The organism is Bradyrhizobium sp. LHD-71 (assembly GCF_031157255.1).
Taxonomy (GTDB): Bacteria; Pseudomonadota; Alphaproteobacteria; order Rhizobiales; family Xanthobacteraceae; genus P52-10.
On record NZ_JAVIFX010000009.1, the window covers coordinates 135,408 to 159,445 of the forward strand.

Sequence of the window (24,038 nt, forward strand, 5' to 3'; positions counted from 1 at the left end):
CCGGCGCATCTTGCTGTGCGCATCGCGCGTGCGGCATATCTTGACCGTTTTGCGCTTTGCGGCGTTCCTGTAGAACCAGCCGATGTTCCGCGGCATTTTCACCTTCGGCGGCTTCACGCTCCTGTCGCGCATCGCGGGGTTCGCGCGCGACATCGTGATGGCGGCGATTCTCGGCGCGGGGCCGCTGGCGGATGCCTTCGTCGTCGCACAGCGGCTGCCCAATCATTTCAGGGCGATCTTCGCCGAGGGCGCGTTCAATGCGGCGTTTGTGCCGGCCTACGCGCACTTGCGCGGCGGGGCAGGCGAGGCGGGCGCAAAGCGATTTGCAGACCGCATCTTCACCATGCTGCTGATTGTCCAGGCGCTGTTGCTCGTGCTGGCACTTGTTTTCATGCCGCAACTGATCACCCTGCTGGCGCCAGGATTCTCCGATGATCCAGAGCGGCGGTCGCTCGCCATCGAACTGACGCGGATCACATTTCCGTATCTGCTGCTCATCACTGTGGTCACCCTCTACGGCGCGATCCTCAACGTGATGAACCGGTATGCGACCGCTGCGGCAGCGCCGATCCTGCTCAACCTGTCGATCATGGTGGCGCTGGCGCTGGCTGCATTCTTCCCGACTGCAGGACACGCGGCGGCGTGGGGCGTGCTGGTCGCAGGCGTGCTTGAGGTGTTGTTGCTGGCAGTCGACGTCGGCCGGCAAGGTGCGCTTCCGCGACTGACCTGGCCGCAGTTCGACGCGGATGTCCGCAGCTTCTTTCGCTCGCTGGCCCCCGCGACGATCGGCTCCATGGGGCCGCAGATTGCGGCCTTTGCAGACACGATCATTGGTTCGTTTCTGGCGACCGGCGCGCTTGCGGCGCTCTATTACGCGGATCGTCTCAACCAGCTGCCGATCGGCGTCATCGGCGTCGCCGCGGGCACGGTGCTGCTGCCGGCGATGTCGAAACTGCTCGCGGCCGGAGATGAGCAGGGCGCGGCAAACGCGCAGCGGCGGGTGTTTAACCTGACGCTGCTGCTGACGATGCCGTTCCTGGTCGCATTCCTCGTGGTGCCCGATACCATCATGCGTGCGCTGTTTGTGCGCGGAGCGTTCTCGCCAGCGGACGCAGCCAACGCTGCATCGACCCTTGCGGCCTACGCGGTCGGCCTGCTGCCGTTCGTGCTGCTCCGCAGCGCGGTCGCGTCGTTCCTTGCCCGGAAGGATACGGCCACGCCGGCGAAGGCCGCGTTGATCGGTGTCGGCGTCAATATTGCTGCAAAGGTGGCCCTGGTCGGTACGCTCGCGCAGGCGGGGCTGGCGCTTGCGACGGCTATCGGCGCATGGGTCAATCTGCTGATTGTGCTTTGGCTGGCGGCTCGCGCCAAGTACCTGACGTTCGACCGCTCCATGCAGCTTGTGATCCTGAAGTTCGCCGTCGCGGCACTGCTGCTGACGGCCGCACTGTGGGCCACCGCGAGGTTTGGTGCGCCACAGCTTTTGTCGAACGTTTCTGCTGGGCGGGAGGAGCTCACGCTTGCCCTGCTGGTCATCGTTGGTGCCGTCACCTACGTCGTGGCCATTATCGCCTTATTTGGCCGCCGCTGGATGACCTTGCTTATTCGTTAGTCGAGTGTTGATCTTCGCTTTTGCCCAGTTTGCTCCGCCCCGAAATCGACCTACATTAGAGCGATCCTAAACGGGCCCTCCAGATTGCAAGCGGACACAAGATGACAATCAAATTCGGCGTCGGGCAAAGCGTTGTCCGTAAAGAGGACGACAGCCTCATTCGCGGCAGGGGCCGCTACACCAGCGATCACGCCCCCGAGAAGCTTCTGCATGCGGTGATCGTGCGCTCGCCGCACGCGCACGCCAAATTCAAGATTGATGCGTCGGCGGCCAAGGCAATGCCTGGCATCGCCGCCGTGCTGACGGCGGAGGACGTGGCGGAGCTCGGTCTTCTGCCGTGCCTTTTCAACTTTCCCGACGCTCCGTTCAAGGTGCCGGACTATCCGATCCTCGCGAAGGATGAGGCCCGCCACGTCGGCGACGCGGTCGCGTTTGTTGTCGCCGACAGCGTTGAGCAGGCGCGTGATGCGGCCGAGGCGCTCGATATCGACTGGCAGACTTTGCCGTCTGTCACCGGCGTCAGCGCTGCCGCAAAGGACGGCGCTCCCGTCATCTGGGAGGACTTTCCCGCTAACGTGCTCTACGACAAACCGATCGGCGACAAGGCGAAGGTCGATGCGATCTTCGCCAACGCGCACGCCGTCGCCGAAGTCAGTATTGTCAATCAGCGGCTGGTGACGAACTACATGGAGACGCGTGGCGTCGTTGCCGAATACGACGCCAAGCGCGACCATCTCACCGTCACGCTCGGCAGCCAGGGCAGCCACCGCCAGCGCGATCTCCTCTGCCAGATCCTCGGTCTGCCGCCGGAAAAGGTTCGCGTCATTACCCCGGACGTCGGGGGAGGCTTCGGCACCAAGATCTTTCCGTATCGCGAATACTTCCTTGCCGCCTTCGCCGCGCGGAAGCTGAAGAAGAACGTGAAGTGGGTCGCCGATCGCGCCGATCACTTCCTGGGCGACAGCCACGGCCGCGACAACGTCACCCACGCACGCATGGCGCTCGATGCCGAGGGGAAGTTTTTGGCGATGGACGTCGACATGCTCGCGGACATGGGCGCCTATCTGTCGATGTTCGGGCCGTACATCCCCTACGGTGGAGCGGGCATGCTGCCGGGCCTTTATGAGATCCCGGCGTTCCATTGTCGCGTGCGTGCGATTTTCACCAACAGCGTGCCCGTCGATGCCTATCGCGGCGCGGGCCGGCCGGAAGCGGCCTATGTGATCGAGCGGCTCGTGGATGCATGCGCTCGCAAGCTGGACATGGCCCCCGACGCAGTGCGCAAGAAGAACTTCATCCCGTCAAAGGCGATGCCGTACACGACGCCGACCGGCAAGGTTTACGACTCGGGCGAGTTCGTCGTGCATCTGAAGCTCGCGCAGGACAGGATCGATTGGAAGGGATTTCCGAAACGCGCAAAGGAGGCGAAGAAGAAGGGTTTCATCCGCGGTATCGGCATGGCTTCCTATGTCGAAATCTGCGGCGTCGTTGGACCGGAAACTGCGGTCGTCAAGCTCGGCGAGGACGGCAACGTCACCGTGTTGATCGGTTCGCAATCGACCGGGCAGGGACACCAGACAGCGTACGCCCAGCTTGTCGCGCAGCAGTTCGGCGTGCCGCCCGAGCGCGTCAACGTCATCCAGGGCGATACGGACTTGATCGCCACGGGCGCAGGCACCGGCGGCTCGAGCTCTATCCCGATCGGCGGCGTGTCGGTCGAGCGCGCTACCAAGAAACTCGGCGAAAATCTGAAGGAGCTTGCCGCGGCAGCGCTTGAGGCAAGTTCCGCGGACATCGAAATCAGCGACGGGCGCCTGCAAATTGCCGGCACGGATCGCACGATTTCCTTCGCTGACGTGGCGAAGCGCGCGAATGGCGACGCGGAAAAGCTCTCCGCAAGCGAGAGCTTCGGTTCGGCGGCCGGGACTTACCCGAACGGCACGCACATCGCCGAGGTCGAGATCGATCCGGCCACCGGCGCGACGCGCATCGTCGACTATGTGATCGTCGACGATTTCGGTGTAACGCTCAATCCGTTGCTGCTCGCCGGTCAGATTCATGGCGGTGCCGCGCAGGGCATCGGCCAGGCGCTGATGGAGCAGGCGGTCTATGATCCGAACGACGGACAGCTCGTCACCGGCACGTTGATGGACTACGCGCTGCCGCGTGCGGACGACACGCCATCCTTCGCATTCGAGACGCACAACGTCCCGTGCACGACAAATCCGTTGGGGGTGAAGGGCGCGGGTGAGGCAGGCACCATCGGCGCGTGCCCGGCGGTGATGAACGCCGTGATCGATGCGCTGTGGCGGGAATATCGCATCGACTCGGTCGACATGCCGGCGACCCCGGAGCGGGTCTGGGTTGCGATTCGCGAGCATGAGCGCCGGCACCGGCTGTGAGGGGCGAATACCGGGATCGTGAATTTAGAATTGGAATAAAGTTCGCTAGCTGGTGTTGGCGGAGTGCCGACACCGGACGGCGAGGGGTCGTGCCGGGTTTGCGTGCGGGGTGAGCCGCGAAAACGGAGGGAATATTGATGATTCGAGTCCTGATTGCCGTCGCCGCTGTGGCGTTCGGTGCGTCGACAGTGATTGCCCAGCAGGATGCAATCGCCGCCCGAAAGGCGCTGATGAAGGCCACTGGAGGTCAAACGGCGATCGCGTCGAAGATGGTCAAGGGCGAAGAGCCGTTCGATCTGACAAAGGCGAAGGGGGTTTTTGCGAGCTATCAGGACACTGCGGCAAAGGCACCCGCCTTGTTCCCGCCGGATTCGAAGGAAGGTGACACGGCCGCGCACGCGCGAATCTGGGAGGCCAAGGCGGATTTCGACGCAAGGTTTGCGAAGATGGGAGCGGACGCGAAAGCTGCGGAAGCCAAGGTCACGGATCTGGACAGCTTCAAGGCGGCGTTCAACGACGTGGCAAAGAATTGCGGCGGCTGCCACAACGACTATCGGGTCAAGAGATAGGCTCTCTGTTTTGAAATCGGCGGGATCGCGGTGCGGTCCCGCCTTTTTGATTCGTCTCGAGCCGATTTGCTTTTCGTGCCACCAATTTTGACGATGGCTTGAACCTTGTGAGACGCAGGACGATGCTCAAGAAATTTCTGGCGCTCGTGCTTGCGACCGCAGTCGCCGCAGTCGGCATCTACTGGGTCGTAACACAACCTACGACGGTCCCGGCCAGTACGCTGCCTGCCTATGCGCCCGATATCGCGAACGGCAAGACGATGTTCAACGCCGGTGGCTGCGCGTCCTGCCATGCGACCAGTAAAGATGATCCCACCTTGCTTGGGGGCGGGATGGCACTGGCCTCGCCGTTCGGCACGTTCTACGTGCCGAACGTCTCACCCAATCCGGTGGACGGCATCGGCCGCTGGTCGGAAGCCGATTTCGTTACGGCGATGCTGAGGGGCACGTCGCCGTCAGCAACGCACTACTTTCCCGCGTTTCCTTACACGTCCTACGCGAAGATGAAGCTCGCAGATGTGCGTGATCTGTTCGCTTATCTCAAGACTTTGCCACAGGCAGCCGGCAAAGTGCGCGATCACGAACTGCGGTTTCCGTTCGACATCCGCCGGAACATCGGCGTCTGGAAGCTGCTCTTCTTTGATGACAGGCCGTTTACGGCCGACGCATCGAAATCAGAGCAGTGGAACCGCGGCGCGTATCTGGTGAACGGGCCGGGCCATTGCGCCGAGTGCCATAGCCCGCGCAACGCGCTTGGCGGGATCATCGCCTCGCAACGCTTCGCCGGTGGACCGAACCCGGAAGGCGAGGGCTGGATCCCGAATATCACCGCGAAGGGCTTGTCGTCGTGGTCAGACAAGGACATTGCCTACTACCTTGAAACGGGACAGACGCCGGAGGGTGATTCGGCCGGCGGGTTGATGACGCGCGTGATCGCCAATATGGCGCAGCTCAGTGCTGACGATCGGATGGCGATCGCGGTCTATCTGAAATCCCTCCCGTCCATCGAAGGCCCGAAACGCCCTGGAAAATCCTGATCTTCAGGTTTTCGGCCCATCGAGCGCCGTGGCATTTGGTCCGCATGCGGGCATGCGTTTTGCGTGCTTTTCGCGGCCGCGTCAGCGTGTTTGTTAGGCACTCCCGATTTGCGCGAGAGTTCCGCGCACAGCGCGCGCGATGATCCACTATTCCCAGAGAGATTTCGTCACTGCCGCCGTCATGAAGCTGAGTGCGGCGTTCCTGTTTGCAACCATGGCGGTGCAGGTGCGCTACCTCGGCGACCGCTTCCCGGTCGGCCAGGTGATCTTCTTTCGCGCGATTTTTGCGTTCGTCCCGATCCTGATCTTCTACGCTGCGCTTGGCGAGCTGTCACGCTGCTGGCAGACGAAGCGGTTCGGTGGGCACGTGCAGCGTGGCACACTCAGCATCGCCTCGGCCTTCTGCTATTTCGCGGCGCTGGCACGATTGCCGATCGTCGACGTGACGGCCATCTCGTTCGTGACCCCGCTGATCGTGGTGGTGCTGGCGGCGATCTTCCTGAAGGAGGTCGTGCACATCTACCGCTGGTCGGCGGTGATCGTCGGCTTCTCCGGCGTGATCGTGATGCTGATCCCCTATTTGGACGTGTCCAAGCACGCGGCGATGACGCCGGTGCTAGCGACCGGTCTCGCCCTGGCGATATGCAATGCGGTCTTTTCCGCGATCGCCGTGATCCAGGTGCGCCGGCTCACGCGAACTGAAACGACGTCGTCTATCGTCATCTACTTCTCGCTGTTCATCGCCATCGGCGGGCTGGTAACGCTGCCGTTCGGCTGGATCGCGCCGAACGGAATCGAACTCGGATGCCTGATCGGCGCCGGTATCGCCGGCGGGGCAGCGCATATCATCTCGACCAGCAGCCACCATTACGCGCCGGCGTCCTTTCTGGTGTCGTTCGACTATTCGTCGATGATCTGGGGTTTTCTGCTCGGCTATCTGTTCTTCGGCGAAGTGCCCGCGACGCTTGTTGCTGTCGGTGCGGTCATCGTCGCAGGCGCCGGCCTGTTCGTCGTCTGGCGCGAGCGGCAGCTTGGTCTGAAGCGGCCGAAGGCGGAGCAGGAGATCGCCGCACCCAGAGGATAATGCGGATCGGCCTCAAAACGCCTTGAAAGTGATGATCGTGTAGGTGTCCTTGATGCCGGGAATGACCTGCACCTTTTCGTTGACGAAGTGGCCGATATCGGTGCCGCTCTCCACGTAGAACTTCACCAGCAAATCGTAATTGCCTGCGGTGGAATAAATCTCCGAGGCGATCTCCGCACGTGCGAGTGCGTCGGCGACGTCATAGGCCCGCCCGAGCTCGCACTTGATCTGCACAAAGAAAGGTACCATTGCCCAAGACCTCCGGAGACCATCGTGCTGCAATCCAGCAAAAACCGGCTAGTGCTCCGTTTCACCGCACTAGTGCTTCGGTTCTAACGTTCGCATCACCTTGCGGCAACCTCGGCGAACGTTAGAACCAAGAGGGACACTAGCAAATTTATCAAGCTCGTGCCGCTTTTCGATTTGAAATTCCCTGGTGCGAGCTCGCTGCAGGTGGTGCAGGAGTTTCAAAGTGCCGGCACGAGGCTGGCAAGCTCACTTGCTGACGCCGGTCAGAGGCGCTAGATAAGTGATTGATCTCATCGGGGTGCCCACCGGGCTTTGAGCGCGGGAACGGGCTGAGAGGCGAATACGCCAACCCATCGAACCTGATCCGGGTCATTCCGGCGGAGGGAGTTTGAGATGTCGGACGTTGTTCCTGACGTTGTTTCTGCTGTTATCGAGTATGCCGCAGCGCTTCCTGTGCGGCTTCGCGCAAAGCCGCCCCGCGTGCATTGCATCACCAACACTGTGGCGCAGGCGTTTACTGCCAACACGCTACTGGCGGCAGGCGCGACGCCGTCAGTGACGACGTCGGTGGACGAGATTGCGGGATTTGTGGCGAGCGCCGACAATCTCCTGGTGAATCTGGGCACGCTCGACGGCGAACGACGCGAGGCGATCGCCATCGCAGTTGATGCTGCCGTATCCAAGCGCCTGCCGTGGGTGCTCGATCCCGTGTTCGTCGACCGGTCGCCGCCACGGCTGGAATTCGCGCGCACGCTGATCGCGCGCAGGCCGGCGGTGATCCGGCTCAATGCGGCGGAATTGGCGGCATTGACGGGCGAAGCGCCTTCGTCAGATGGTGCGCGCAAATTCGCGAAAGCGAACGAGTCGATCGTCGCGTTGTCCGGTGAGGTCGACATCGTCACCGACGGCGTACGACTTGTGAGCTTGCACAACGGCGACGAGTTGATGGGCCTGGTCACGGCCATGGGGTGCGCCGGCTCCGCGTTCGTTGCGGCGTCGCTCGCCGTCGATCGGGATCGCTGGCTGGCAACGGCATCGGCGATGATGGTGTTCGGGCTCGCCGGCGAATTGGCGGCCGACCGCTCGGACGGGCCCGGCAGTCTTGCGTTCGCCATCCTCGATGTGCTGCACGGAATGACCCGGGAGACGATTTTGCAGGACGGCTGGGCTGAAGCATGAGCAACGAACCGGAAATTCCGATCGCTCTGACCATCGCCGGATCCGACTCCGGCGGCGGCGCGGGCATTCAGGCAGACCTGAAGACATTCTCCGCGTTGGGCGTTTACGGCGCGTCGGTGATCACGGCATTGACCGCACAAAACACGCAAGGCGTCACCGGCATTCACGACACACCGCCTGATTTCATCACTGCCCAGATCGATGCGGTGTTCGATGACCTCGATATCAAGGCCGTGAAGATCGGCATGGTTTCGCAGCCCGATGCGATCGCGGCGATCGTCAAGGGTTTGACGCGCTGGAAGCCTGCACATGTCGTGCTCGATCCGGTGATGGTGGCCTCGTCGGGCGACAAGCTGCTGGCGCCGGACGCAATAGATCTGCTTCGCACGCAGCTCATTCCCTGCGTGCAGATTATCACGCCGAACCTGCCGGAAGCCGCGGCGCTGCTCGATGTGCCGGTTGCAGCGAGCGAGGCCGAGGTCGAAGCCCAGGGCAGGAAGCTGCTCACGCTCGGCTGTCAGGCAGTGCTGATCAAGGGTGGACACGGCCAGGGGCCGGAAAGCACGGACTACCTCGTGACGGCAGATTCCGCGCTTCGGCTGTCGGCTCCGCGCATCAGGACGGAAAACACGCACGGTACGGGTTGCACACTTTCGTCCGCGGTCGCAGCCGGTCTTGCCAAGGGCCAATCACGCGAGGACGCCGTGCGCATCGCCAAGGCCTATGTCAGCGCAGCGATTGCCGCGGCCGATCGCTTGCGGGTTGGCAAGGGCCACGGGCCGGTCCATCATTTTCACGCGTTCGAGAATTCACGCGGACGATAAGGGGCATCATGAGCGAACTGTCGCGGCGGAAGCTGATCGGTGCCAGTGCCGCCGTCACGGGTGCGGTCGCGATGCCGAGCGTCGCGCGCGCGCAAACGTTGCGCTGGCGGATGGTGACGTCATGGCCGAAGCGGCTGCCTGGTCCAGGCATGTCGGCTGAACGGATCGCCGAACGCATCGCGACGCTCTCCGGCGGACGTATGCAGATCGCCGTGCATGCGGCGGGCGAGATCGTGCCAGCGCTGGAGACGCTGGACGCCGTCTCGTCCGGCGTGGCCGAGCTGGCGCATACGGCGTCGTTTTTCTGGCAAGGAAAGCAGCCGGCGTCGGCCTTTTTCACGACGGTGCCATTCGGCCTGACGCCGGCGGAGCACACCGGCTGGATCGACGCCGGTGGCGGGCAGGCGCTCTGGGACGAGCTGTACGCACCGTTCGGCGTCAAGCCGTTCATGGCGGGCAACACCGGCGTCTGCATGGGCGGCTGGTTCCGCAACGAGATCGCTGACCTCGCGGCGCTGAAGGGCATGAAAATCCGCTCGCTCGGGCTCGGCGGCGAGGTCTATCGGCGGCTCGGCGCGGTGCCGCTGACGACGTCGCCCGGCGAGATCATCACCGGGCTTCAATCCGGGCTCGTCGACGGAGCGGAATTCGTGGGTCCCGGCTCTGATATCGCGCTCGGCCTTTACCGTCTTGCGTCGAACTACTACGCACCAGGTTTCAACAAGCCGAATGGCACTGGCGAGTGCATCATTGCCCTCCGGACGTGGGAGACGCTGGATTCACTGCAGAAGGCGATCGTCACCCACGCCTGCGCGGCCGAGGCCGCCTATGCGTTGAATGAAATGGAGCGGTTGAATGTCGAGGCGCTGGCGGCGCTGACCGAACGTCACGGGGTCAAGATCAGGATCTTTCCCGCAGCGATGATCGAAACCGCGCGCGGTCATGCGAAGGACGTGATGGGCGAGATCGCAGCCAAGAACGAGATCGCGCGCAGGATCGTAGAGTCCTATTCCGGCTTTCGGGCGCGGGCCGGACGCTGGGCCGACGTATCGGTGAAGGCCGTGCTGGATGCAAGGGGAGGCCTTTAGGCCGAACCCGACCGCGCCTTGCGGCAGGCGTCATCGCTTTTTCACAAAACCAAGCCGACACCGCGATCGGCACGTTCCGCCAATGACAATCAATGACGAGAAACCAGGCTGCTGTCGCGAGCCGGGCCGACAGTCACATGATTGAAACATACTTCGCTAAACCTCGGGAAATGGAATCAAATAGACGGCCAATGGATCGACATTCATGCGGATCCTGATTGCGACCGACGCCTGGCATCCGCAGGTTAACGGCGTGGTTCGGACGCTGACCTCATTGGCCCGCAGCGCCTCGGCGCTTGGCGCAGACATTCGCTTTCTGACACCGGACGGATTTCGAACCGTCGCCGTTCCGACCTATCCCGGGTTGCGAGTGGCCCTGCCGAGCCGGCGCAAGATCGCTGATCGGATCGAGGCGGCCGCCCCGGATGCCATTCACATTGCGACGGAAGGACCGATCGGGTGGGCGGTGCGCGCCTATTGCCGGCGTCGCGGACTGGCCTTCACGACCTCCTACACGACACGCTTTCCTGAATACATCGCGGTGCGCTCGATCGTGCCGGTCGCGTGGGGGTATGCTGTGCTGCGGCGGTTCCACGCGGCCGCTGCGGCGACCATGGTCGCGACGCCGTCGCTCAGGAGCGAGTTGAGCCGGCGGGGTTTCACCAACCTCTGCAACTGGACCCGCGGAGTCGACACGAGGCTCTTCACGCCTGACCGTCCGGCGGAACTCGGCCTGCCGAGACCTGTTTTCATGAGCGTCGGACGCGTTGCCGTCGAAAAGAACCTCGAGGCCTTCCTCTCGCTCGATCTACCTGGCTCCAAGGTGGTGATAGGCGATGGTCCGCAGAAGGCAAAGTTGCAGCAGCAATATCCGGATGCCGTGTTCCTCGGTGAAAGGAGCGGCCAGGATCTGTCGTCGCATATCGCGGCGGCGGATGTGTTTGTCTTCCCGAGTCTGACCGACACTTTCGGTGTCGTTCAGCTCGAAGCACTCGCCTGTGGCACGCCGGTTGCCGCGTTCCCGGTGACGGGCCCGATGGATGTGATTGCCGATCATCCGATCGGGGCGCTGGACCACGATCTGCGAAATGCCTGCCTGCGGGCGCTGAACATGTCGCGCGAAAGGTGCCGCAGCTTCGCGCTTCAATATTCCTGGGAAAACAGCGCGAGGCAGTTCATGTGCAACGTCACTGCGTTGCGGCCGGGACCCTCACTGCGGTGCACTCAACACGTCAGGACAGTCGAACTCTAACGGATAATCATGAAGCTCAACGGCGCAGCACAACTGGATTTCAAAAAGCAGGATGTTGAACGGGCCTACGATCGCTGGGCTCCCGTCTATGATCTTGTCTTCGGCAAGGTGTTTGGCAAGGGACGACGGGCCGCAATCCTGGCAACCAACAGGATCGGCGGCCGGGTGCTCGAGGTCGGCGTCGGAACCGGCATCTCACTGCCACAGTATGCGTCGAACATCGGCGTGTTCGGCATCGATATTTCCGAAGCCATGCTTCGCAAGGCGCAGCGGCGGGTGGACCGGCTGCACCTCACGAATGTCGAGGGTCTTGCGGTGATGGACGCCGAGCATCTGGAGTTTCCCGATGGCTCGTTCGACGTGGTGATGGCCCAATACGTCGTGACCGCGGTCCCCAACCCCGAAGCCTGCCTCGACGAGTTCGCGCGGGTTCTTAAGCCGGGCGGCGAGCTGATCCTGCTGAGCCGGGTCAGCGCCGACAAAGGCCTTCGCTACAAAATCGAAAAGGGACTGATGCCGGTCGTCCGTCCGCTCGGCTTCCGCACCGAGTTTGCATGGTCACGCTATGCGCAATGGGTCGAGGCCAATCGAGCGCACGGTATGGTGTTTATCGAACGCCGCGCCGTGCCGCCGCTGGGCCACTTCTCCCTCATCCGCTTCCGCAAGGTAGGCGTGATCGGCTGACGACGGCGCACCAGTGTCCCGAATCCGAAGTTCGCAATGCTTCGCGGCACTCTCAGAGCGAACTTCGGATTCGATCAGGACACTGGCAAAATCATAATGCCAGTGTCGTTTCTGGTTCAGAAATTCGCTCCTCGGAGTCGCGGCAAGCGGTGGAGCCAATTTCTGAACCACGACACTAGCGCGCCAGTCTGTCGCCGGCGCGCTGTGCCAAATCGGCATGTCACAATCATGTTGTCATGAATCGGATATCGAACTGCTGTATGCAGGCGCGCGCTCAAACCAGAGGACAACAATGAACGGCTTTTTGACGGCATTGCGAACCCAACGCTGGGACGATCATCGCTACTATCATCACAGTCGCATCAATCAGAGCCTGCACTTCGTCAGTGCCGCCAGTTTCCTGATTGCCTACGGGCTGATCTTCTTCGATCCGTTGCTGGCGACGCTCATTGGCTGGCTGGTCTCGATGACCACGCGGCAGGCCGGTCACTTCTTCTTCGAGCCGAAGGAGTACGATCATATCAACGAGGCGACCCACGAGCACAAGGAAGACATCAAGGTCGGCTACAACCTGCGGCGCAAGGTCGTGTTGATGCTGATCTGGGCGTTCTCGCCGGTCGTGCTGTTCATCGATCCGGACCTTTTCGGTCTCGTCGAGCCGTGGGTCACCACCGGTGATTTCATCCGCCACGTGGCGAAGATCTGGCTCGCGGTCGGCATTGGCGGTCTTCTGTTCCGCACCGTGCAGTTGTTCTTCATCCGCGACGTACAGACTGGTCTGGTCTGGATGACCAAAATCCTGACCGATCCGTTCCACGATCTGAAGCTATATCACAAGGCGCCGCTCTTTCTGTTGCGCGGCGAATTGATCGATCCGGGTCTCGATATTCTAGAGCACACCCCGGTCCAGCGTCGCGCGTGAGGCTTGCGGTTGCAATTGCGGGACGGTCGCGTTGCGATGCGACCGTCTCCGCGCAAACATTTCCTTCAGGATCTGCCGGCGTATGCCCTTATTGGTGACGGTCGCATCGCGCCACCACCAGCCGTCGCGCTGCATCTTCTCAGTCGCGGCGACAAAATGATCGGCAACGGCTGCGAAATCCGCATCGGTGTAGTTCAGGCTGAAGATGAAGCGGCCTGTGCCGATCCAGCTGAGCGCAAGGTTCTCCAGTCGCAGATAATACTGGAGCATCCAGTTGTAACGCGACGGCTCGGTGTAGGTGACGAGCCAGATCGACTGCATGTTGCAGACCCGCACCGGCAGGTTCTTCGCCGCCAGCCGCTCGTTCAGCTGGCGTGCCCTCGCATCCCACGTGTCGTCGAGGCTGGCGTAGATCTCGCGCAGCTGAGGGGCTTCGAGCCGGGTCAGGAACTCGTCCATCGCCAACATCACGTAGGGGTGGGAGTTGAAAGTGCCGCGTGCGAAGCAGACATCGGCGGGTCGATCGTCGCGAAAGCGGCGCATCAGGTCGCTGCGCCCGCAGACGGCACCGACAGGCAGTCCACCGGCGAGGCTCTTGCCGTAGGTGACGAGGTCGGCGCGCACGCCGAAATACTCCTGGGCGCCGCCCAGTGCGAGACGGAAGCCGACGAATACCTCGTCGAAGATCAGAACGATGTTGCGCTCGGTGCAAACATCGCGCAGCTGCTTGAGCCACTGCGCATAGGCGCCGCGATCGAACGCGCCGGAACGCGAACTGTCCACAAGCGCCGAGTCCGACGGTGGATTGATGTTGGGATGCAGCGCCTGCGACGGATTGACCAGAACGCAGGCGATGTCGCGGCGCGTCCTCAAGACTTTGAGCGTGCGCTCCGACATGTCGGCCAGCGTGTAAGTTTCATGCGGGGAGACGGGGTTGCCGACGCCCGGTTGCACGTCGCCCCACCAGCCGTGATAGGCACCGGCAAAACGCACGAGGTGCGTGCGGCCGGTATGGTAGCGCGCAAGCCGCACCGCCTGCATCACGGCCTCGGTTCCGGACATGTGAAACGAGACCTCGTCCAGCTGAGAGATCGTCTTCAGCCTGGCGACATTGGCAGCAATGACCGGGTGGTAGGATCCAAGCACTGGTCCGAGCGCCCTGGCGCGGGCCTCGGCGCCGGCAATGCAGTCCTTATAGAAGTCGTAGCCGAAGATGTTGACGCCGTACGAGCCGGTCAGGTCGTAAAAGACATTGCCGTCAAGATCGGTGAGCGTCACGCCCGCCGACGATTCGACAAAGGTGCCGGCACCCAGATGCTCGCGCACCAGCCGGCTGTACTGGAAGGGCACCCGGTAGGTCTCGACGAATTGCAGGTCGGAGATGGCCTTGGAGACATCCGCGGTCATCTGCCGTCCCTTGGCGAAGCGTTCCCGGCATTGCCGTGCGAGCTCAAAGAATGCATTCCGGCGCCGGCCGGCGATCTCCGGCGGGGCTCCGTCCGAGTTGAAAAACTCGTCGGTGTCGAACTCATAGAAGGGAACGAGCCGCGCGATCCGGCGCGACAGTTTCGAGTGTCCGGCCAGCGAGCGGTGCTTGGCTTGCGACAGCAGCAAGCGCGCGTGCGCCCTTGGCAGGACGAAGATTGCGATGGCGGCGATCGCCGCGGCGGAGAGAATCAGAAGGGGCGAATCCATGTTGATGAGCGCTAATCAGCCGTGCTGACAGATTCATGACAATCCGGAACCTGATCTCGGTCCTGACGCAGCAGGAGGACCTGAATTTTCTTCTGACCAACCGGATTCCGCGGTCGGCACTGACGCGGTTCATGGGCTGGTTCAGCAAGATCGAGCAGCCCTTGATCCGCGATGCGTCGATCGGCTGCCTGGGCCTGTTCACCGAGCTCGACCTGAGCGAGGCGAAGAAGACCCGCTTCACGAGTCTGCACGACTGCTTCACCCGCGAACTCCGGCCAGGCCTGCGGCCGCCTGATCCCGATCCGTCGATCGTGGTCAGCCCGTCCGATGCGATCATCGGCGCACACGGGACGATCGCCGATATCGAACTGTTTCAAATCAAGGGCGCGCCTTATTCGCTTGATGACCTGCTTGGCGATCAAACGTCAGCGGCCGCACACCGAAATGGACAGTTCATCACGCTGCGTCTCACTGCGGGCATGTACCACCGCTTTCATGCGCCGCATGATTGCACGATCGACCAGGTCACCTCCATTTACGGCGACTGCTGGAACGTCAATCCGATCGCCTTGAAGCGGATCGAACGGCTGTTTTGCAAGAACGAACGCGCTGTCATTCGAAGCCGCTTGCCGACCGGGGAGACGGTCACGCTGGTCGCAGTTGCTGCGGTGCTGGTGGCGAGCATCCGCCTGCATTTCCTGGATCTCCTTCTGAAGGCGCGAGAGCCGGGGATAAAGATCTTTCCATGCGACGTAAGTGTGCGGAAGGGCGATGAGCTCGGCTGGTTCGAACACGGATCGACCATCATCGTGCTCGCGCCGGAGGGTTTTGCATTCTGCGATAACGTGCGCGAGAGCGCTCGCATTCGGGCGGGCGAACCGCTCATGCGCCGCGTTGACGGGTGAGGGCCGGGTTGCCCTCCGGACCTGTCGTCGAATCGTCACGCCCCGTTGATATGCGCCGTTTCTGAAATGGCTTCATGTCCACAGGAGCATCCCGGCCCATGAGCGCCGATCTCGAACGGCAGGTCGTTGAAACTGCTTATGCACGCTGGGCGCCGATTTACGACGCCGTTTGCGGACCGGTGATGGTGAAGGGTCGCAGGGCGGCGGCGCAGGCCGCGCGCGAAGTCGGTGGCAACATTCTCGAGGTCGGGGTCGGCACGGGTCTTTCGTTTGACGACTATGACAAAACGACGTCGGTGACCGGCATCGATCTTTCCGAGCCGATGCTGCAGAAGGCCCGCTCGAAGCTCGCGACCGGGCGTTATCCGTTCGTCAGGCAGGTCCTCAAGATGGACGCGCATAAGATGACCTTTGCGGACGCGACGTTCGACTGCGTCGTGGCGCAATTCGTCATCACCCTGGTGGAGAATCCCGAACAGGTGCTCTCCGAATGCCACCGGGTGGTGAAGCCGGGCGGGCGGATCATTCTCGTTAACCATCTTTATTCCGAGCGCGGGTGGGCTGCTGCGGTCGAGCGCTGGGCCGCAAAAAAGACCCGCAAGCTTGGACTTCGGCCGGAGTTTCCGTTCGCGCGGCTGCAGGCTTGGGCTGCCGCCAACAGCGAGGCGGCGCTGGTCGAGCGGCGCAAGATCAAGCCGTTCGGCATTTACACGCTGGTCAGCTTCGAGCGGGTTCCGGCGACGCTTTGAGCGTCATCGCACCGTCACCCGACTCTGTTACCTGCGGCTCGGGATGGACGAATCTTGGAGAATGACGGGATGACCGAAAGCGAGCCTGAACGGCGCTTTCGTACGCTTTTCATTTCGGACGTCCACCTTGGAACGCGCGGATGTCAGGCGGACCGTCTTCTCGACTTCCTTAAATTTCATGATGCAGACACGATCTACCTGGTCGGCGATATCGTCGATGGCTGGGCGCTGAAAGCCGGCTGGTATTGGCCGCAGGCGCACAACGATGTGGTGCAGAAGCTGCTGCGCAAGGGCCGCAAGGGTTGCCGCATCATCTACATTCCCGGCAACCACGATGAGTTCCTGCGCAACTATTATGGCACGCACTTCGGCGGCATCGAGGTGGTCGAGCAGACGACGCATCAAGGTGCCGACGGCCGGCGCTATCTGATCATCCATGGCGACATCTTCGACCTCGTGGTGCAGAACGCGCGCTGGCTCGCTCATCTCGGCGATCGCGCTTACGATTTCGCGATCCAGATGAACCGCTTCGTCAACATGTTCCGCCGCATGTTCGGTCGACCGTACTGGTCACTGTCGCAGTGGGCGAAGCTGAAGGTGAAGAATGCGGTCAACTACATCGGTGCGTTCGAGCGCACGCTTGCCGCTGAGGCACGTCGCTGCGACGCTCAGGGTGTGATCTGCGGCCACATCCACTTCGCGACCATCCGCGATGAACACGGTATCCGCTACATCAACTGCGGCGACTGGGTGGAAAGCTGCACGGCTGTCGTGGAGCACGATGACGGCCGATTCGAAATCATCAACTGGGCGAACGCCTCGCCGCCGGTCGCATTGCCTGCCCCGCTTGCGGCGCGTGCCGCCTGATGAAAATTCTGGTCGCGACCGACGCCTGGCATCCGCAGGTCAACGGGGTCGTGCAAACCCTGACGATGATGTCGCAGGCGACCAGAACGCTCGGCGTCGAGATGGTGTTTCTCACTCCACAGTCGTTCCGCACCGTCGCGATGCCCGGTTATCCCGGCATTCGCCTGGCGCTGCCTCCTCCGGGCAGAATCGCGCGGTTGATCGAGGAAGCCAAGCCCGACGCGATCCACATTGCGACCGAGGGGCCAATCGGAATGCTGGTGCGGCAATATTGCCGCGCGCGCAGCCTTGCCCTCAGCTCGAGCTTTCATACGCGGTTCCCCGAATATGTGTCGGCACGGCTGCCGATCCCCGAGGCGTGGGTCTGGGCGATGCTGCGATGGTTTCATAGTCTCAGCGGTTCGGTGATGGCAGCGACTGCGCCGCTGGCGCAGGAGCTCAGCGAGCGCGGCTTTGGCAATGTGCGGGTCTGGCCGCGCGGGGTCGATGCCAAGCTGTTTCGGCCGCGTGCCTCTGACCTCGGCCTGCCACGTCCGGTCTTTCTCTCGGTTGGACGACTCGCGGTCGAAAAAAATCTCGAGGCGTTTCTGGATCTGGATCTGCCGGGCACCAAGGTTGTCGTCGGCGACGGACCACAGCGCGCAAGCCTGCAGCGCCGCTACCGGGACGTGGCTTTCCTCGGTGAACAATTCGGCGAAAGACTTGCCGAGACTTATGCCGCAGCCGATGTCTTTGTGTTTCCGAGCAAGACCGATACGTTCGGTCTTGTGCTGCTGGAAGCGCTTGCAAGCGGCGTTCCCGTCGCAGCCTTCCCGGTGACCGGGCCGCGAGACGTGATTGGCCATGCGCCGGTCGGCGTTCTGAACGACGACCTGCGACAGGCCTGCCTCGCGGCATTGAAGCTGTCGCGGGAGGATTGCCGCGCCTTTGCACTCGAGCGCAGCTGGGAAGCTTCCGCGCAGGCGTTCTTGAAAAATATCCTGATTGCCGCCAGCGGTCGTGCGGATGCCGGCGATTCGCCGCTCTCGGTAACGACCCGCACGCCGGCCTGACGCTTGCCTTACCGAGGCGGGCCGCGCTAACCAAGGCGGATGACCAGCATTGACCTGAATTCGCTTGCTGTGACGCCTGCGGACATCGCCGCCGCCAGCCGGGCCATCGAAAAGTTCGCGGTCCGTACCCCGCTCTTGACCTCGCCGGCGCTCGACGAGAGGACAGGTGCGCAGGTGTTTCTCAAGCCCGAGGTGCTGCAGCGAACCGGTTCATTCAAGTTCCGCGGCGCCTACAACAAGCTTTCATCGATTCCGGAGGCCTCGCGGAGCGCGGGCGTGGTGGCATTTTCCTCGGGCAATCACGCGCAAGGGGTCGCTGCCGCGGCGCAACTGTTCAGCATCCCGGCGACGATCGTGATGCCGGCCGACTCGCCGAAGACCAAGCAGGAGCGCACGAAGGGCTACGGCGCCACGGTGGTCCTGTACGATCGGGACCGGGAGGACCGCGAGGCGATTGCGCGCGAGATCTGCATGAAAAGCGGTGCGACGCTGGTCCCGCCTTTCGATGATCCAAAAATCATTGCCGGCCAGGGCACCGCCGGCCGCGAGATCGCCGACGACATGGCTGCGCGCGGCGCCGTGCCGGACGTCGTCGCAGCTCCTGCCTCCGGTGGCGGTCTGACCGCCGGCGTCGCCATCGGTATCAAGGCGCGGTTTCCGCAAAGCATGATCATGACGGCGGAGCCCGAAGGGTTCAATGATCACGCGCTGTCGTTCGCCGCCGGTCAGCGCCAGTCGCACCACGCGGCGGGACGAACCGTCTGCGATGCGCTGATGGCTCCCATTCCGGGCGAGCTGACGTTCTCGATCAACCGGCAACTCGTGACCTCCGGCGCGGAGGTTTCCGATGCCGAGGTCGCCGAGGCGATGAAGTTCGCGTTCCGTGAGCTCAAGCTCGTGGTCGAGCCGGGTGGTGCGGTCGCACTCGCGGCGCTGCTCGCCGGACGGCTCGATGCGAAAGGTAAGACGGTCGCGATCGTTCTGTCGGGCGGTAACGTCGATGCGGAGCTGTTTGCGAACCTGCTCGGGTGAGCGAGCGCTAACGCTATCGGTGATCGCGGCTCAGGTAAAAAACGCGACCTTCTCGGCCTGGCTCATGCGACGGAACGGTGCGAGCGCATCGGGTCGCGCGGCGGTCGGATTCTGGATCACGCCGTTGACGATCAAGGCCTCGCCGAGGCTTCGGATCGGAACGGCCTTTGTCTCGCTGACCGGCGTCTCGCTGACCGGCAGCGGCGCGACATCCGCGATCTTCGAACAGCGCTCATCAGCTGCGGCCGCATTTACCCGCTCCGCCTCCGCGCTTGCGACATCGATGATCTCGATGTCGTCGGCCAGAGAGACGTGTTGCGCGCGCGCCGGTGCGGTCGCGGTCGAAAACCTGTAAGGCTCGAGCTTTGCCTCATAGAGGCGCTGTCGGTTGATTTCCGGTTCGGTCGGTGATGCCGGCTCGCCGACGGGCGCGGCATCGACGATCTCGATGTCGCTGTCGTCTCCATAGATTTCGTGAAACGCCGCGTCGGGATAGGCCGCAACCTCGGCCGGGGCCGGTTCGACGATGGTCGCCTGCGGCTCATCAAGCGAGGAGGGCGCCGCGTCGGCCGTCGCGTCGTCGTCGAAGGACATCGCGAACGCGCCGTCGTCTTCGCTCATCGCGTCGGCGATGGCGTCGACCACCATGTCCAGCGCGTCGGTCTCGGCGTCTTCGCCCCTCGTCGTGGCTTCGACGTGCTGCATCAGGCCGTCGAACGCGGCGAGGACCTCCACTTCGATATCGCCGGCGACGGAGCGTTCAGCAAGCACGCCGGTATAACCGTCCGTGATCGCGTTTACCTGGGCGTCGAACATGTCGCAGATGCGCGAATCGAAGCCGCGCTCGCGCAGCGCCCATGAGATGCTCTTGATCGTCTCCACGCCGCGGCGGATTGCTTCGAACGCCTGCTCATTGCTTTCGCGCAATAGTCTTTGAGCGATCTCGATCCGCACCTTGGTGAATGCCTTGGCCAGGTCCGGCCAGAGATCGACCGCAGGCTCGGGTTCGCTCAAGGCTTGAGCGTCCGCCTGGGCATTTGCTTCGGCCTGCGCAACAGCTTCGGCCTGCGCCTGCCTCTGGCTTGCGAGAGTTGTTTCGATGCGCTCGACCGCCTCGAGCACCATGCGCGTATCGGCGTTGCGGTTGCGCTTGGCGTATTCGGTCAGGAACCAGCGACCGCGCGCCGTCTCCATGAACGCCTCATGGATTGCGTGGTAGTCCGCGTCCGTCGGCAGCGAGGGGCGGGCGTGAATCGGAGACAATGCGAAGGCGTCGTCGGCCATTGAATTCTCATGGCGCAAATCACCGCGCCTTACGCTAACGATCACCATGATCTTCAGCGAATCGCAATTGAATTGATGTCCGAGACGTCCGCAATCCCCATCGAAGGCCGGAGGTTCGCTTGGAGGCTGTCGGTGTTCTATGCGGCGATTTTTGCGCTGAGCGGCGCCTATATGCCGTTCTTCCCGCTATGGCTCCAGGCCGTCGGGCTCGAGCCAGCCCTGATCGGCGTTGTGGTGGCGGTGCCGACGGCCGCCCGCCTGCTGGCGGTTCCGATCATCACCGCCTGGGCCGGGCGGCATGACCTGTTGCGTGGTGCGCTCATCTGCACGGTGTGCGTGACATTTGCGGGCTTCCTGGCACTCGGCGCGATGCGCAGCGCAGTGACCATCGCCATCGTGCTGTGGCTGCTCGCTTGGGCCTGGACTGCAGCCGTTCCGCTCGCCGACGCCTTTGCCCTGCGTGGCGTCGCTTACCATCGGTGCGATTATGGCCCGATTCGGCTGTGGGGATCGGTCGGCTACGTCGCCGCGGCCCTGGCCGCAGGTCTTCTCGGCAGCCGATTCGGCAACATCAATCTGATCTGGGCGATCGCTGGCGTTGCCGGCCTGTGCGCCCTGTCGAGCTTCTGGCTCATGCCCGCCGGTCCCGCCATGCCCGGCGCGCTGCAGGTCTCAAAGCCTGGCGCCCTTCTACGGACGCCGGCATTTCTTGCCATCCTCGGCGCTGCGGCGCTGATCCAGGGCAGTCATTCGGCCTACTACACCTTCTCCGCAATCTCCTGGCAGGATGCCGGGATGACCAGCACGACCATCTCGTTGTTGTGGGCCTTCTGCGTGGTGGTCGAGATCGTGCTGTTCGCGGTGTCGCCGCGCCTCGGTCTCTCGCCCGCCGCGCTGATCGCAATCGGCGGCGCAGGGGCAGCGCTGCGCTGGCTGATCATGACGCAGGAGCCGCCCCTTGCCGTGCTCGCCGGAGCTCAGGCGCTGCACGCGCTGTCGTTCGGTGCGACACATCTCGGCACGATGGGCCTGTTGGCCAGTCTCGTGCCTGGCCGCATCATGGCCAATGCCCAAGGCTTTATCGCGACGGCGACCGGGATTGTCATGGCCTCGACTGGGATCGCCTGCGGCTGGGCGTTCGCCAGCGTCGGTCAGTCGATCTACTACGGCATGGCGGCAATGGCTCTGGCCGGCACGATTGTGATCGTGACCTCGCGGCAGGCGATCAGAACAGCCATGGCGTCACACTATTCGGGACACTAGCCCCAGAGCTCTGCCGATGGCGGATGCACCTCGCTGCCGTCATAGCGCAAACCGTGATCGCGATCTCTTGCCAGCAGCAGCGGACCGTCGAGATCGACCACGCAGGCGGCTTGCGCCACGAGCATCGCCGGCGCCATCGCCAACGATGTCGAGACCATGCAACCGACCATGATCTCGAAGCGAAGCGCGCGTGCGGCATCGGCGAGCGCCAGCGCTTCTGTCAATCCACCGGTCTTGTCGAGCTTGATGTTGATGGCGTCGTAGCGATCGCGAAGCTCCGCGAGCGAGGCGCGATCGTGCACGCTCTCGTCGGCGCACACAGCAATCGGGCGGCGGACCGTCGCCAGCGCGGCATCTTCGCCCGCCGGCAGCGGCTGCTCGACCAGCGTCACGCCTGCGTCCGCGCATGCATCGAGATTGCGGGCGATGTTGTCGTTCCGCCATGACTCATTGGCGTCGACGATCAGCTCGGCGGTGGGAGCGGCCCTGCGTACCGCGGCGATGCGCTGTTCGTCGCCATCGCCGCCAAGCTTGATCTTCAGCAGCGGACGGTGTGCCGCGCTGGCGGTCGCTTCCGCCATCGCTTCAGGCGTGCCGAGCGAGATCGTGTAGGCGGTCGTCAGCGGTTTTGGTTCGCCGCGTTTCAGCAATTCCCAGACGCGCGCGCCGCTCGTCTTGGCGCGATGATCCCACAGCGCGCAGTCGAGCGCATTCCGTGCCGCGCCTGCAGGCATTGCCGCCTGCAACGCCTCGATGTTCATTCCGCGCATCAGCGCGCTGCTCATCGCGCGCAGTGCAGCTTCCGTCGCTTCCGGTGTTTCGCCATAGCGCGGGTAGGGGACACATTCACCGCGTCCGACGTGCACGCCGTCGCTGACCTCCGCGACAACGACCACAGCTTCCGTCTTCGCACCGCGTGCGATGGTGAAGGAGCCTGCGATCGGCCAGCGCTCGATTCGGACCGAGAGCGCCAGAGATGTTGCTGAAGTCATTCAAGAAATTCGCTGCCGCAGAGTCGGCTTAAGGGTTGCGGGATGACGGTAAGTATGGCTCTTAGAGCCGGCATCGCAAGCCGCCCTGATGGCAGTGGGGCGGCATCCGAAGACGGGTCGGATCCGCGAGGCAGGGGTTAAAAACGCGGCATGAGCGGCGGACCTACACTCGAACAGGTCGTCTATCCTGATGGTATCGCGCTACAGGCCACTGGCCCGTGGACGGCGCATCATGCTGCCGATCTGGAGCAGATGGTCGGCAATGCGGAACTTTTGGCCGCCGGCCGCCGTGGCATCCTGATCGACCTCTCGCGCGTGTCCCAGCTTGATACATTCGGCGCCTGGTTCATCGAACGCATGCGTCGAAGTTTCTCCAAGGCCGGCGCCGAGCCGAAGTTCACCGGATTGTCCGACACCTATTCACCGCTGGTCGACGAGGTCAGCCGGGTGCAGGGACCGGAGGAACTAAAGGCTTCCCGCCTCACCCCCGTGCTGGTTCTCGAGCGGGTAGGCCGTGCGATGGTTGAACTCTTCAGCGAGATCAGCGCGACGCTGAAGGGATTGACGGAGATGACCGGCGCCATCGTCTATGCCGGCTATCAGGTGATCCGCCATCCGAGCCACTTCCGCCTGACCTCGATGGTGCATCACCTGGAACACGTGTGCTGGCGCGCGGTCCCGATCATCCTGATCGTTACGTTTCTTGTCGGCAGCATCATCTCGCAGCAGGGTATTTTCCACTTCTCGAAATTTGGTGCCGGCGTCTTCGTCGTCGACATGCTCGGCGTCCTGACCCTGCGCGAGCTCGGCGTCTTGATCGTCGCGATCATGGTCGCGGGTCGTTCCGGAAGCTCGTATACGGCTGAGCTCGGCTCGATGAAGATGCGCGAGGAGATCGACGCGTTGCGCACCATGGGTTTCGATCCGACTGAAGTCCTGATCGTGCCCCGGCTGCTGGCTTTGATCATCGCGCTGCCGATGCTCACCTTTCTCGGGGTGATTGCCGGGCTGTTCGGCGGCGGGCTGGTGGCCTGGCTCTATGGCGGTCTGCCGCCGGACGCATTTCTCGGTCGCCTCCGCGAGGTGATCACCATCGATCACTTTATCGTTGGAATGATCAAGGCGCCGTTCATGGCATTTGTCATCGGTACCATTGCCTGCGTGCAGGGACTTGCAGTGGAGGGTTCGGCGGAGTCGCTTGGGCAGCACACGACCGCTTCGGTGGTGCAATCGATCTTCTTCGTGATCGTGCTCGACGGCATTTTCGCGATCTTCTTCGCGTCGATCGGATTGTAGG

The 24,038-nt window shown here is 63.0% G+C and carries 22 protein-coding genes and 1 riboswitch; of the genes, 18 read left to right on the forward strand and 4 right to left on the reverse strand.

Annotated features, from left to right (window positions below; genetic code table 11):
* Positions 1-82: 82 nt before the first annotated feature.
* From murJ to RCO31_RS12040, 5 genes are all read left to right on the forward strand, one after another.
* Positions 83-1,612, forward strand: coding sequence for a murein biosynthesis integral membrane protein MurJ (gene murJ / locus RCO31_RS12020; protein WP_308968576.1), 1,530 nt, complete (start codon positions 83-85; stop codon positions 1,610-1,612).
* A 101-nt stretch (positions 1,613-1,713) separates the two neighbouring features.
* Positions 1,714-4,014, forward strand: coding sequence for a xanthine dehydrogenase family protein molybdopterin-binding subunit (locus RCO31_RS12025; protein WP_308968577.1), 2,301 nt, complete (start codon positions 1,714-1,716; stop codon positions 4,012-4,014).
* Positions 4,015-4,151: 137 nt separating this feature from the next.
* A complete protein-coding gene (locus RCO31_RS12030) occupies positions 4,152-4,583 on the forward strand; it encodes a cytochrome c (protein WP_308968578.1) in 432 nt (143 codons plus the stop codon).
* A gap of 122 nt (positions 4,584-4,705) precedes the next feature.
* Complete coding sequence (locus RCO31_RS12035; RefSeq protein ID WP_308968579.1) at positions 4,706-5,620, forward strand: cytochrome c; 915 nt, start codon at positions 4,706-4,708, stop codon at positions 5,618-5,620.
* Between the two features lie 139 nt (positions 5,621-5,759).
* Entirely contained in the window at positions 5,760-6,704 is a 945-nt protein-coding gene (locus tag RCO31_RS12040) for a DMT family transporter (protein ID WP_308968580.1), read from the forward strand.
* A 12-nt stretch (positions 6,705-6,716) separates the two neighbouring features.
* Here RCO31_RS12040 and RCO31_RS12045 read toward each other — a convergent pair whose 3' ends face one another.
* The gene (locus RCO31_RS12045; RefSeq protein ID WP_308968581.1) at positions 6,717-6,953 is read right to left on the reverse strand and encodes an Lrp/AsnC ligand binding domain-containing protein; all 237 of its coding nucleotides are present in this window, start codon (positions 6,951-6,953) and stop codon (positions 6,717-6,719) included.
* Between the two features lie 284 nt (positions 6,954-7,237).
* Positions 7,238-7,356: riboswitch (TPP riboswitch) on the forward strand.
* Between RCO31_RS12045 and RCO31_RS12050 the strand changes: the two genes are divergently transcribed.
* The 6 genes from RCO31_RS12050 (at position 7,347) to RCO31_RS12075 (ending at position 12,902) form a co-directional block, all read left to right on the forward strand.
* Positions 7,347-8,132, forward strand: a complete 786-nt coding sequence (locus tag RCO31_RS12050; protein WP_308968582.1) for a hydroxyethylthiazole kinase — start codon at positions 7,347-7,349, stop codon at positions 8,130-8,132. It overlaps the preceding riboswitch by 10 nt.
* Positions 8,129-8,956: a bifunctional hydroxymethylpyrimidine kinase/phosphomethylpyrimidine kinase gene (gene thiD, locus RCO31_RS12055; RefSeq protein WP_308968583.1), complete on the forward strand. Its 828-nt coding sequence runs from the start codon at positions 8,129-8,131 to the stop codon at positions 8,954-8,956. Before RCO31_RS12050 ends, thiD begins: the two co-directional genes overlap by 4 nt.
* A gap of 8 nt (positions 8,957-8,964) precedes the next feature.
* Positions 8,965-10,044 carry a TRAP transporter substrate-binding protein gene (locus tag RCO31_RS12060; RefSeq protein WP_308968584.1) on the forward strand — a complete coding sequence of 360 codons (1,080 nt, stop codon included), beginning with the start codon at positions 8,965-8,967 and terminating at the stop codon, positions 10,042-10,044.
* Positions 10,045-10,249: 205 nt separating this feature from the next.
* Complete coding sequence (locus RCO31_RS12065; protein WP_308968585.1) at positions 10,250-11,296, forward strand: glycosyltransferase family 1 protein; 1,047 nt, start codon at positions 10,250-10,252, stop codon at positions 11,294-11,296.
* 9 nt (positions 11,297-11,305) lie between these two features.
* Positions 11,306-11,980: a methyltransferase domain-containing protein gene (locus RCO31_RS12070; RefSeq protein ID WP_308968586.1), complete on the forward strand. Its 675-nt coding sequence runs from the start codon at positions 11,306-11,308 to the stop codon at positions 11,978-11,980.
* 292 nt (positions 11,981-12,272) lie between these two features.
* Positions 12,273-12,902: a hypothetical protein gene (locus RCO31_RS12075; protein WP_308968587.1), complete on the forward strand. Its 630-nt coding sequence runs from the start codon at positions 12,273-12,275 to the stop codon at positions 12,900-12,902.
* Here RCO31_RS12075 and RCO31_RS12080 read toward each other — a convergent pair.
* The gene (locus RCO31_RS12080) at positions 12,870-14,597 is read right to left on the reverse strand and encodes an aminotransferase class III-fold pyridoxal phosphate-dependent enzyme (protein WP_308968589.1); all 1,728 of its coding nucleotides are present in this window, start codon (positions 14,595-14,597) and stop codon (positions 12,870-12,872) included. The two genes, RCO31_RS12075 and RCO31_RS12080, sit on opposite strands and share 33 nt — an antisense overlap.
* Positions 14,598-14,632: 35 nt before the next feature.
* Between RCO31_RS12080 and asd the strand changes: the two genes are divergently transcribed.
* The 5 genes from asd to RCO31_RS12105 all read left to right on the forward strand — a co-directional run bounded on the left by asd (position 14,633) and on the right by RCO31_RS12105 (position 19,202).
* Complete coding sequence (gene asd / locus RCO31_RS12085; RefSeq protein WP_308968590.1) at positions 14,633-15,502, forward strand: archaetidylserine decarboxylase; 870 nt, start codon at positions 14,633-14,635, stop codon at positions 15,500-15,502.
* 98 nt (positions 15,503-15,600) lie between these two features.
* The gene (locus RCO31_RS12090; RefSeq protein WP_308968591.1) at positions 15,601-16,251 is read left to right on the forward strand and encodes a class I SAM-dependent methyltransferase; all 651 of its coding nucleotides are present in this window, start codon (positions 15,601-15,603) and stop codon (positions 16,249-16,251) included.
* A gap of 69 nt (positions 16,252-16,320) precedes the next feature.
* Entirely contained in the window at positions 16,321-17,118 is a 798-nt protein-coding gene (locus RCO31_RS12095) for a UDP-2,3-diacylglucosamine diphosphatase (RefSeq protein WP_374991465.1), read from the forward strand.
* Positions 17,118-18,170 carry a glycosyltransferase family 1 protein gene (locus tag RCO31_RS12100; protein ID WP_308968593.1) on the forward strand — a complete coding sequence of 351 codons (1,053 nt, stop codon included), beginning with the start codon at positions 17,118-17,120 and terminating at the stop codon, positions 18,168-18,170. Before RCO31_RS12095 ends, RCO31_RS12100 begins: the two co-directional genes overlap by 1 nt.
* 39 nt (positions 18,171-18,209) lie before the next feature.
* Positions 18,210-19,202, forward strand: coding sequence for a threonine/serine dehydratase (locus tag RCO31_RS12105; protein WP_308968594.1), 993 nt, complete (start codon positions 18,210-18,212; stop codon positions 19,200-19,202).
* 30 nt (positions 19,203-19,232) lie between these two features.
* Here RCO31_RS12105 and RCO31_RS12110 read toward each other — a convergent pair whose 3' ends face one another.
* A complete protein-coding gene (locus RCO31_RS12110) occupies positions 19,233-20,486 on the reverse strand; it encodes a hypothetical protein (protein WP_308968596.1) in 1,254 nt (417 codons plus the stop codon).
* 132 nt (positions 20,487-20,618) lie between these two features.
* Between RCO31_RS12110 and RCO31_RS12115 the strand changes: the two genes are divergently transcribed.
* Entirely contained in the window at positions 20,619-21,749 is a 1,131-nt protein-coding gene (locus RCO31_RS12115) for an MFS transporter (protein WP_308968598.1), read from the forward strand.
* Here RCO31_RS12115 and dgcA read toward each other — a convergent pair.
* A complete protein-coding gene (dgcA, locus tag RCO31_RS12120; protein WP_308968599.1) occupies positions 21,746-22,741 on the reverse strand; it encodes an N-acetyl-D-Glu racemase DgcA in 996 nt (331 codons plus the stop codon). The genes RCO31_RS12115 and dgcA overlap by 4 nt on opposite strands.
* Positions 22,742-22,891: 150 nt before the next feature.
* On the opposite strand from dgcA, the gene RCO31_RS12125 reads away from it, so the two are divergent.
* The gene (locus tag RCO31_RS12125) at positions 22,892-24,037 is read left to right on the forward strand and encodes an MlaE family lipid ABC transporter permease subunit (protein WP_308968600.1); all 1,146 of its coding nucleotides are present in this window, start codon (positions 22,892-22,894) and stop codon (positions 24,035-24,037) included.
* Position 24,038: the final 1 nt, after the last annotated feature.

Excerpts from the sequence above, each read along its gene's own strand:
- murJ (WP_308968576.1), top strand. The coding sequence starts at position 83 with ATGTTCCGCGGCATTTTCACCTTCGGCGGCTTCACGCTCCTGTCGCGC.
- RCO31_RS12040 (WP_308968580.1), top strand. The coding sequence starts at position 5,760 with ATGATCCACTATTCCCAGAGAGATTTCGTCACTGCCGCCGTCATGAAG.
- RCO31_RS12095 (WP_374991465.1), top strand. The coding sequence starts at position 16,321 with ATGACCGAAAGCGAGCCTGAACGGCGCTTTCGTACGCTTTTCATTTCG.
- RCO31_RS12080 (WP_308968589.1), bottom strand. The coding sequence starts at position 14,597 with ATGGATTCGCCCCTTCTGATTCTCTCCGCCGCGGCGATCGCCGCCATC.
- RCO31_RS12065 (WP_308968585.1), top strand. The coding sequence starts at position 10,250 with ATGCGGATCCTGATTGCGACCGACGCCTGGCATCCGCAGGTTAACGGC.
- RCO31_RS12100 (WP_308968593.1), top strand. The coding sequence starts at position 17,118 with ATGAAAATTCTGGTCGCGACCGACGCCTGGCATCCGCAGGTCAACGGG.
- thiD (WP_308968583.1), top strand. The coding sequence starts at position 8,129 with ATGAGCAACGAACCGGAAATTCCGATCGCTCTGACCATCGCCGGATCC.
- RCO31_RS12105 (WP_308968594.1), top strand. The coding sequence starts at position 18,210 with ATGACCAGCATTGACCTGAATTCGCTTGCTGTGACGCCTGCGGACATC.
- RCO31_RS12075 (WP_308968587.1), top strand. The coding sequence starts at position 12,273 with ATGAACGGCTTTTTGACGGCATTGCGAACCCAACGCTGGGACGATCAT.
- RCO31_RS12025 (WP_308968577.1), top strand. The coding sequence starts at position 1,714 with ATGACAATCAAATTCGGCGTCGGGCAAAGCGTTGTCCGTAAAGAGGAC.
- RCO31_RS12050 (WP_308968582.1), top strand. The coding sequence starts at position 7,347 with ATGTCGGACGTTGTTCCTGACGTTGTTTCTGCTGTTATCGAGTATGCC.
- RCO31_RS12035 (WP_308968579.1), top strand. The coding sequence starts at position 4,706 with ATGCTCAAGAAATTTCTGGCGCTCGTGCTTGCGACCGCAGTCGCCGCA.
- RCO31_RS12110 (WP_308968596.1), bottom strand. The coding sequence starts at position 20,486 with ATGGCCGACGACGCCTTCGCATTGTCTCCGATTCACGCCCGCCCCTCG.
- RCO31_RS12125 (WP_308968600.1), top strand. The coding sequence starts at position 22,892 with ATGAGCGGCGGACCTACACTCGAACAGGTCGTCTATCCTGATGGTATC.
- dgcA (WP_308968599.1), bottom strand. The coding sequence starts at position 22,741 with ATGACTTCAGCAACATCTCTGGCGCTCTCGGTCCGAATCGAGCGCTGG.
- RCO31_RS12045 (WP_308968581.1), bottom strand. The coding sequence starts at position 6,953 with ATGGTACCTTTCTTTGTGCAGATCAAGTGCGAGCTCGGGCGGGCCTAT.
- asd (WP_308968590.1), top strand. The coding sequence starts at position 14,633 with ATGACAATCCGGAACCTGATCTCGGTCCTGACGCAGCAGGAGGACCTG.
- RCO31_RS12070 (WP_308968586.1), top strand. The coding sequence starts at position 11,306 with ATGAAGCTCAACGGCGCAGCACAACTGGATTTCAAAAAGCAGGATGTT.
- RCO31_RS12060 (WP_308968584.1), top strand. The coding sequence starts at position 8,965 with ATGAGCGAACTGTCGCGGCGGAAGCTGATCGGTGCCAGTGCCGCCGTC.
- RCO31_RS12030 (WP_308968578.1), top strand. The coding sequence starts at position 4,152 with ATGATTCGAGTCCTGATTGCCGTCGCCGCTGTGGCGTTCGGTGCGTCG.
- RCO31_RS12090 (WP_308968591.1), top strand. The coding sequence starts at position 15,601 with ATGAGCGCCGATCTCGAACGGCAGGTCGTTGAAACTGCTTATGCACGC.